We start from the raw sequence: 8,832 nt of genomic DNA on the forward strand, positions 1-8,832 counted from the left end.
TTCCCGTGCTACATAAACGGCTCTTTGCGCCCTCTGTTCAGCAATTTGTTTTTCTTCCACTGCTTTGGCAAATTCTGGTGAGAACGCTAAGTCAACTACGCTAGTATCTAACACAATTATCCCATATTTGTCTAAGCGATCGCCTAATGCATGATCAAAGTCTTCTTTTAATTCGCTTCTTTTGGTAATTGCTTCTTCTACTGTTCTTCTGGCTGCGGCAATTTTAAATGCTTCTTGTGTCTGAGGTGCAATGATTTTTGATACAATATTTTCTAAGGTTCCTTGTTTCCTTCTAACTTCAACTACCTTTATGGGGTCGAGGCGAAAGTTAATCGCAAATCTCGCAGATAAATTTTGCAGATCCTTGGTAGAACTCTCTGCTGGCACTTCAAACTTTTGCACTGTCAAATCATACACATCTATCACTGTGATAAAAGCCGGTTTTACGTGAATACCTTCTAATAAAGCCCCATCTCTAGCTTTACCTAAGATGCTGATCACTCCTGCTTGTCCAGGATTAATAATGATATAGGAATTTAGTCCGATAATCAGTACTATTGCTAATACAATTCCTAAAACTGTGGTTTGCCAATTTCCCAATTGCTGATTTTTCAAATTCTTCTCTCCATGTGGGTGATCAGTGCTGAGTAACGAGTGGTGTTAGCGGTAACGGGGCATTTTGCTTTGAATGGAGTAACTCAGTAGGGGCACAGCATTGCTGTGCCCTTACTATAACGGTTCTCAATTGCATGGAATACAGTAAGACTTACGCACAAGTCTACGGAATAACTAACTACAGAGGCGCAGAGGACACATGGCAAATAATTTTGCGATCGCTATTGACCAATGGGAGCATCTCAGTGAAAGCAAATATACCAGATGAAAAACAAGATTCTTGCTCCCTCTCCTTACCAAAAAGAGGGCTGGGGTGGGTTTTACAAAGCTTTTTACAAAAGTGAGATCCTCCCAAGCGATCGCTTTGTAAAGGTTAGTTGATATTTCTTGTCAAACTGCTGGTTAAGTTAGACACTAATAAATAGAACACACGCAATTATTTATATGACTGCTACTTCTAACCTGGAATTCAAACGGCCAATTTGGCAAACCGCGATCATATTGACTTTGGGCTTTTGGCTCAGTGCTAGTCTAGTTTTAGACTGGGTAATCATGCCTAGTCTTTATCTATCTGGAATGATCAGCCAAGCTGGTTTTACAACAGCAGGCTATATGATTTTTTGGAACTTCAATCGGATGGAATTATTCTCTGCTGCTGTAGTATTGACTGGGGCACTAGCTTTGAGCAAAACCCAATATCACTTGCGTATTGGCAGTATTGTTTTATCCGTGCTGCTGCTAACTATAGCGATGCTTGACACCTATTTCTTAACTCCGCAGATGTGCGCTATAGCAGTTCAACTCAACCTATTTGAAGCTGCTGCTGCTATTCCATCGACAATGAATTTACTACACGGCGGTTATTGGCTACTAGAAGTAGTTAAGCTGGTGGCTGGTGGCACACTTTTAAGCTGGTGCTGGCGGGAGCAATTTTAAATAGATGGAGAAGTATCCACTTCTAAATCTCACGCCCAAGACGCAAAGAATTTCTTTGCGTCTTTTTGCTACATATATCTTATAGGTTAATTAATACCATGTCTACGACTTTTGTATTTATATTTGTGACTTTTAAAACTTGAGATTTTTCGGGGAAATTGCTACCATAAAATGATTCACTCATTTATAAGTGTAATTAAATGAGCATCCAAAATTATCTTTTACTGTACATTTTCAGCCTTACCGGACATCCGAACAAATAAATATTTATGACAATTATCTGGAAGATGCTATTAATTATTTTTCATGTTTACTTTACTTATTTATCATGAAGTTTATATATTTCTGCTAACTTTTTTTGAAAATTATAGTAATCTTAATGTTTAGTGAGTACGTTACTTGTTATCTACCATCTAGCTGAAAATAGTTATTTTGCAGGTCTGTACTACCAATCAAGAACATCGCTATAAGTTCTTGAATTTGTCACTCAAAATTGTGCAGGGTGACTATTTAACCCCACACAACATTAGAACCCGTTTCTAGTACTTATGAAGAGATTCCCTTCTGCTGATTTGGTCGCCTGTGCATCTCACCACATACCATCATGGCGGCAATTATCAGCTAACTCATCCTTGGTCGGAGGTTTACCATTCTTGTTTGTTGTGCAAGTGATAATTTTGCCCAATCCCAACACTAAAAGTTGCTCTACAATCACAAACTTAAGTAAGACATTCAACTTTTGGAATGCTTAGTTTTTAATAATACTTTTTCTCTTGATGAAGTTCCCCTCAAGAAGAAACTTCTTGGAAAAGTACCCAACCACCTGCGTTACGGCTAGAAAAACATAGGCTAAAAGCCTTGATTGAGAGCCATTTGCGTCTACATTACAGTAGATTTTAGTCACTCTAGACTTTATCATTAGGGGTAAAAAACTTTTGTAACAGAACTAAAGTATCTGCAATTTTAGGCTGAAAAATACGGATAACAATGATGCTTTTGTGACTGATGGGCGAGAGCCAATTGTCTGTGCGTGGCACTTGAGTTACTGTTAGATGGGCTAGATTAGCGAAAGATACAGAAAACCAATCTAATTTTTGAAATACTATATCCTGACAACCAGTCGGGCAATTTTGCTATTGAGCAATAACATGAATTGGTTTAGTTGTAATTCGTGCATTATAGCTTAACAGAGATTGGTGAATTAAGAGTTGGGGAGTGTGGAATCTCTGTACTAACTCAATTGTTACCGCTATATTTATCTGAAAGTACTTCCAAGAAAGTCGCGGTGAATTGCGAAAAGGTAATTCATTAATTTTGCCTGCAAATATTAATTTTATTCCAGAGCCATTCCAATGAAGACACTTCCGATTAGTAGATACAGATTTTTCCAAAAGCTCCAGCCTTTATCTCTGTTGAAAAAAATCACTGGTAAGTCGGTTACTGGTTGTTTGCAGGTGTTTAGCACGTCAGGCTCTTGGTCAATATATATGGACGAGGGTAAACTAATTTATGCCTGCTACTCAGAAAAAATGTTTGAGCCACTTTACAGGAATTTGCAACGTTTGAGTCAGCAAATTTCTACTCTCCCTGACGGAATCAAAGAACAGTTACGCGCGATATTTGAAACTGGTATTGAAAATCAGGCAATACCAAACCCAGATTATCTGGCTATTTGCTGGTTAGTGAATCAGAAATATATCAGTCCCTCTCAAGCGGCGATACTGATAGAACAATTGGCGCTAGAAGTTCTGGAGTCATTCTTGAACTTAGAAGAGGGGAGTTATGAATTTATTCCTGAAAGCTTTCTGGATGACATGCCAAAGTTTTGCCATCTAAATCTCCGCTTATTAGTTGAACGATGTCAAACGCCCCGAAGCGTTGGCGTCTCTGAAAGAGAAGCGGTTTATCGTCAGACATCGCCAAGTTCTCAATCCCACCCCTCACAATTGTTCCAAATAAATCAGCTACAACCTAAAGTCAAAACTACACCAGAGTTACCTAGAACAAACGGCTATAAACCAGCAGCCTACCCGATTAATACTAGGGATCAAGGAATCATCCAACCGCCTGCTGACAAAAAAATCTACACAATCTTCTGTATTCATGACAGTCCGACGGTATTAAATGCGATTAAAAGTTATTTAGATGAGCAAACCTTTTCTGTTGTCGGAATCAGCGATTCTTTAGAAGCTTTAATGCAGATTATTCACATAAAACCCGACATAATTTTGTTGAATATTTCGATGCCTAATTTAAATGGATATGAACTCTGCTCTTTGCTGCGTAAACACTCACATTTTAAAAATACACCTGTGATTATGGTGTCAGAAAAAGTCGGGTTTATAGATAGAGCTAAAGCTAGGATGGTCAGAGCATCTGGCTATTTAACTAAGTCTTTTACACAAGGAGATTTACTAAAAGTGATCTTTCAACATATTGTTTAATTTACTAATATAAAAAATAACTCTACTTAACTAACATATTTTTTTGGAGATTTAAGGTTGACTATTACCTGGATCGCTACCATTCTAGTTATAGAAGATTGTCTGAGTGAATATAAATCAAACTTTGTTACGCAATGTAAAATTATAGTACTTACGCACTGTACAAATTCATCATGACGTAGGTTAACAAAAATAGGTTGTTTCAGGCTTTTCTTAATTATCCTTTGGTCGTAAATAGACGATACTGTAGAGGTAAAGCATGCTTTACCCCTACGAAAGATGTGGTTTTTCAGATGATACCTATTTGATATTAATTCTTAATACGTAAGTCCTGAATTATTTAAATTAGCTCGTAGTAAGGGCTTCAGCCCTTACTATAAACCTTTAATTATTCACGCCCATTTACTTGTATGGGTTCTCACTCGCATGAGGTACACAAAAAGCCTTATTTAGCAATAGCTTTAGTCACTGAGCCTGTACCTTACCAGAGCAGGAAATGTTATAGTGGTTCATGTCATTAGTAGTGATGCCTCCCCCAGTATTTCCAAAAGCGATCGCTCTATAACTTCACTGACAAATTTATTACCTTGCAAGTTGAGGTGAATGTGATCGTGATATAAAGCTTGCGGGTTGGTGGTTGAATTGAATATCGGTAAAAAGTCTATATAGTTAATTTGCTGTGCTTTGGTAAAATCGTTCAAGCGCTGGCGGGCTTTAATTTCGTAATCGCGGGGGCTTGGTTCACCAATTTCTCGCAGTAAGGGAGTCATGACTAGTATAAATTGGCTGTTGGTTTGGCGAGTCAAGGCTTGAATTTTGCCGATCGCCTCCAGATTAATCCCAACGCGATCGCCTGCTTCATTATGCACTGCTTTCATTTCGGGAATTAGCTTTTGTTTGATGATATAACGTTGCCACACTTCCACTAATGCTAGGGGAGGTTTACTATCGGGATAGTTGCGATCGCGTCCTACTGGTAAAGAAGTGGGAGGAGTAGCAAACAAATCATCAGTATTAATTAATAACACTACCACTTGCGCGTTGAAATTGGTAAACTTCTGTAAATAAGCTAATTCGTTCCTTGGACCCCAAGAGTTAGCTGAAGCATTCAATACTTCTACTTCCTGATAATTACTATTAGTGGATGATGCCAGAGAACGCATCATCAGGCTGGATATTGTATTAGTCTGATCTGTCCACCAGCCGCCATTAGCAATTGAATCACCTAACAGTAAAACTCGCAGCCCAGAAGGTGCAGGTGTCTTATTTATCGGACTACCTCGCATCGAATACTGATTAATTTCAATGCGATTACCAAAACGACGGGTATGCTGGTTAGGAGCCAATAAATAACCAATCTGCTCATCGCCAATGTAAATCAGGGGATTGCCAAAGCCAAAGAGCGATCGCAGTCCGATCTCGACTACCACAAACAATCCTACAACTACTGCCAAAATTACGATCAGCGCCACTTTCACCTACCGACACCCTCTTATACTGAGTTGCTTTTTAACGATAGTAACTGACGCATTGGGCATTGGAAAGAGGCAGACGGGCAGAGTACACAAGGGTAAACTTTTTTACCCCAGCTAAAAGTTCAAGAGCTTCTTCCCCACTCCCCAGGCATCTGACTAAGCGGATTAATATCTATTGGAATGTATTTAATAAACTTTAAAAACAGCAATTATACGGCTATTAACCGTCTATCTAAGAGTTTACCAAAGTTTTGATATATTTTGGCTAGTTTTGTGCAAAAGTATAGCAGTGTTTTCTAGTGATATAATTTTGTATTATAGGTATCAATACAGGTACAATTTTGCTCATTTTATCAATTAATTAATTTAGCAATTTTTTTTTTCGGGGATAGGTTAGGATGATCAAAATAGCCACACGTAAATATTTAGGCAAACAAAATGTCTATGACATTGGGGTTGAGCGTGACCATAATTTTGCGCTCAAAAATGGCTTAATAGCTTCCAATTGTTTCAATAAATCCCATTCGACTGCTTATGGTTATGTAACTTATCAAACAGCATATTTAAAAGCTAATTACCCATTAGAATATATGGCGGCGCTGTTAACGGCTAACAGTGGTGATACCGATAAGGTACAGAGATATATTACTAACTGTACAAATATGGCTATTTCCATAGATCCGCCAGATATTAATCGTTCTGGTGTTGATTTTACGCCGACATTGGGGAAGATTCTGTTTGGATTTTCGGCAGTGCGTAACGTGGGGCAGAATGCGATCGCCTGTATTTTGGAGGCGAGAGATCAGACAGGAGAATTTAAATCCCTTGCTGATTTTTGCGATCGCGTGGATTTACGTGCTGTTAACCGCCGCACTCTAGAGTCACTGATTTACTGTGGAGGCTTTGACAAAATTCAACCCAACCGCCAACAGTTAATTAACGACTTAGAATTAGTGTATGATTGGGCACAATCTCGCGCTAAAGACAGAGCTAGTGGTCAAGGGAATCTCTTGGATTTATTAGGCGACGGATTTTCTTCGACTCAGAATAAAAGAGCAAATAATGTCTTTGAAACTGCTCCTAAATCTCAACCTGTAATGGATTTTACCCCACAGGAAAAGTTGCAGAAAGAGAAAGAATTATTAGGCTTTTATGTATCAGATCATCCACTGAAATCCTTACGAAAAATAGCACCACTTTTGACTCCAATTAACCTTTCGCAACTGGGCGAACAAAAGGAAGAAATAAGGCTTTGTGCAGTTGTAATGTTGAATAATGTCAAAAAAGTGGTTACTAAAAAAGGCGATCAGATGGCTATTTTGCAAATAGAAGACTTAACTACACAAACAGAAGCTGTAGTTTTTCCTAAAACCTATGAACGCATTAGTTCCCTACTCGTAGTTGATACTAGATTGATTATTTGGGGAAAAGTAGATCGACGCGACGAACAAACTCAATTTATTCTTGAAGATGCAGAACCGGTGGAAACAGTACAAATGGTGATGGTGGAGTTAAATCCGCAGCAAGCAAATAATATCGATTACCTACATCACTTAAAAACAATTTTGCAAGAACAGTCAGGAGACAAAGAAAAGGCAAAAATGCCAGTGATCGGAATTATCCAAACTGAAAATTCTCGTAAACTTGTTCGCTTGGGTTGGCAATTTTGCGTACAAGATTCTAGAATAACTGTTCAAGCTTTGCAAAACGCCAGTTTTACTGCTCATCTAAAATCGCTGACTGGTAGCTGAAGCCAGGAGTAAAAAGTCCATTAATACTGAAAAGCCACTTATAAATGAGTTTTACTCAACTGTCAACAGTAAATAGCCTTAAATATGCAAGAGCTTCATAGTTTTTTTAGTTACTTATGCGGATGATATTTACCTTGAGGTAGTGGTATCTTTTTATGCTAATAACCTCAAGGCTGCGACCGGGGGAAGGAGTTAAAACTTGATGATCATAAACGAGCTACAGAAATTTGTTTCATACTGTAAAAAAAATCAACCGCAAACTCATGAGGACATTCAAAAATTTTTTGAAGGAGTGATTCTGTTTCCTTATGATAAGGAACTTCTATTGCAAGCTTATTTATTTCTGAATATTAAAGACTTGTTTCCCTCGTGCGCTGAATTGCTGTTATTTGAAAAATCTCCTATTTCAGATTATACAGATTTAGGGAAGTGTGATTTTGTCTTCCTGACCTTTAAAGGTAGTCTGTTTTTAATTGAAACTAAGTTTATTGATACAGAAGCAACCGGAGCGACAGAAAGAAAAAGAAGAAATAAACACAGAAATAAGGTATTTGAGCAAGTTATAACTTTAAAAGGGCGATTTAGTGAATATTGGAATATGAGGCTAGATCAATTAGAGTGCGGGGTTTTCACAACAGATTCAGAACTTGCTTGGCGAGGAAATGGTGTGAACGTCACATCTAAATCAATATCTATAGGTCATCTCGAAAAATGGCGAAGAAGTTATCACAGTAGTGAAAAAGTTTTATCTCATCAAGATGGATCAAAGTTTGAGGGAAAGGTTAATTTAAAAGGTTGAGCTTTGACTCAAGTATGCTTTTTACAGTGATTTTATCGCTTAAATCGGCCAGATTCACCCTCGCAATTTCATCTTTGTCCAACCATAGATCACCTTGACCCGGAAAATATGTCAAATTACTTGAATAAGTACTAAAAGTTTGACAGGAAAACCGTACTAATGAGAATTTGGGCTACTACTGCTGTGCTAGCTTCTTCTTGGCTAATATCTGGGGTCATAGGTTGTGAGCCAATCAACGCTAGTTCTGTTTTACTACAAAATCCTATATCATCTCCTGCGCCAACGCATACAAAACAGATTACTGTTAGTACTACCGAGTTCGGGGTGAAAAGAGTTGACTCCAAAGGTAACGTTACCATTTTCCAGACAACAAGAGTGCCACTTCAGGAAGGAAAAAGCTACGGCTGGCGGATTAAACTCAAAGATTACCAAGGTGAAGTGAAATGGCGCGAAGTCTTACGTTTACCAAAACCTCCAGAAAGTTGGGGTACAGATAACGGTGAAAACTTCTCAATATCAGCAGACGGCACTACATCTGTGACACAGCGTATACAGTCGGCTCCAGAAGGTGTGATTGAGAATTTTTGGACGATCGCTCCTGGCGATCCGGTTGGTAAGCATAGAATAGAGGTCTATATTGATGACCGTTTGATCAGTACTTTCGAGTTTGAACTTATTCCAGTTAAGTGAAAGAGATTGACGATAGCGGAGCGTTAGCGAGTATTCGAGCGTCGCGTCTTTTGGATTAAATTTCAATTCTTTAATCCAAAAGCGTTCGACTGACTTGTACTGACTTGTACTGAGCGACGTCG

Annotated in this window: 9 protein-coding genes; 6 read left to right on the top strand and 3 right to left on the bottom strand. The window is 38.4% G+C overall.

Translation table 11 applies throughout. The annotated features are described in order from the left end of the window. Window positions 1-615, bottom strand: a 615-nt coding sequence (locus ACYTXL_RS07310; RefSeq protein ID WP_461924124.1) for a prohibitin family protein, incomplete at its 3' end; no start/stop codon positions are given. Between the two features lie 134 nt (window positions 616-749). On the opposite strand from ACYTXL_RS07310, the gene ACYTXL_RS07315 reads away from it, so the two are divergent. Further along, a complete protein-coding gene (locus tag ACYTXL_RS07315) occupies window positions 750-959 on the top strand; it encodes a hypothetical protein (protein WP_461924125.1) in 210 nt (69 codons plus the stop codon). A 100-nt stretch (window positions 960-1,059) separates the two neighbouring features. Further along, window positions 1,060-1,551 carry a hypothetical protein gene (locus ACYTXL_RS07320; protein WP_461924126.1) on the top strand — a complete coding sequence of 164 codons (492 nt, stop codon included), beginning with the start codon at window positions 1,060-1,062 and terminating at the stop codon, window positions 1,549-1,551. 589 nt (window positions 1,552-2,140) lie between these two features. Here the strand turns inward: ACYTXL_RS07320 and ACYTXL_RS07325 are convergent. Next, a complete protein-coding gene (locus ACYTXL_RS07325; RefSeq protein WP_461924127.1) occupies window positions 2,141-2,287 on the bottom strand; it encodes a hypothetical protein in 147 nt (48 codons plus the stop codon). Window positions 2,288-2,903: 616 nt separating this feature from the next. Here ACYTXL_RS07325 and ACYTXL_RS07330 point away from each other — a divergent pair. Beyond that, a complete protein-coding gene (locus tag ACYTXL_RS07330; RefSeq protein ID WP_461924128.1) occupies window positions 2,904-3,995 on the top strand; it encodes a response regulator in 1,092 nt (363 codons plus the stop codon). Between the two features lie 509 nt (window positions 3,996-4,504). Here the strand turns inward: ACYTXL_RS07330 and ACYTXL_RS07335 are convergent. Beyond that, window positions 4,505-5,473: an SGNH/GDSL hydrolase family protein gene (locus ACYTXL_RS07335; RefSeq protein WP_461924129.1), complete on the bottom strand. Its 969-nt coding sequence runs from the start codon at window positions 5,471-5,473 to the stop codon at window positions 4,505-4,507. Between the two features lie 395 nt (window positions 5,474-5,868). On the opposite strand from ACYTXL_RS07335, the gene ACYTXL_RS07340 reads away from it, so the two are divergent. From ACYTXL_RS07340 to ACYTXL_RS07350, 3 genes are all read left to right on the top strand, one after another. Then, entirely contained in the window at window positions 5,869-7,221 is a 1,353-nt protein-coding gene (locus ACYTXL_RS07340; protein ID WP_461924130.1) for a helix-hairpin-helix domain-containing protein, read from the top strand. A gap of 202 nt (window positions 7,222-7,423) precedes the next feature. Next, window positions 7,424-8,020 (top strand): hypothetical protein, encoded by a 597-nt coding sequence (locus ACYTXL_RS07345; protein ID WP_461924131.1) that lies wholly within the window; start codon window positions 7,424-7,426, stop codon window positions 8,018-8,020. 159 nt (window positions 8,021-8,179) lie between these two features. Then, a complete protein-coding gene (locus ACYTXL_RS07350; RefSeq protein WP_461924132.1) occupies window positions 8,180-8,710 on the top strand; it encodes a hypothetical protein in 531 nt (176 codons plus the stop codon). The last annotated feature ends 122 nt before the right edge of the window (window positions 8,711-8,832 follow it).

The organism is Nostoc sp. (assembly GCF_054880495.1).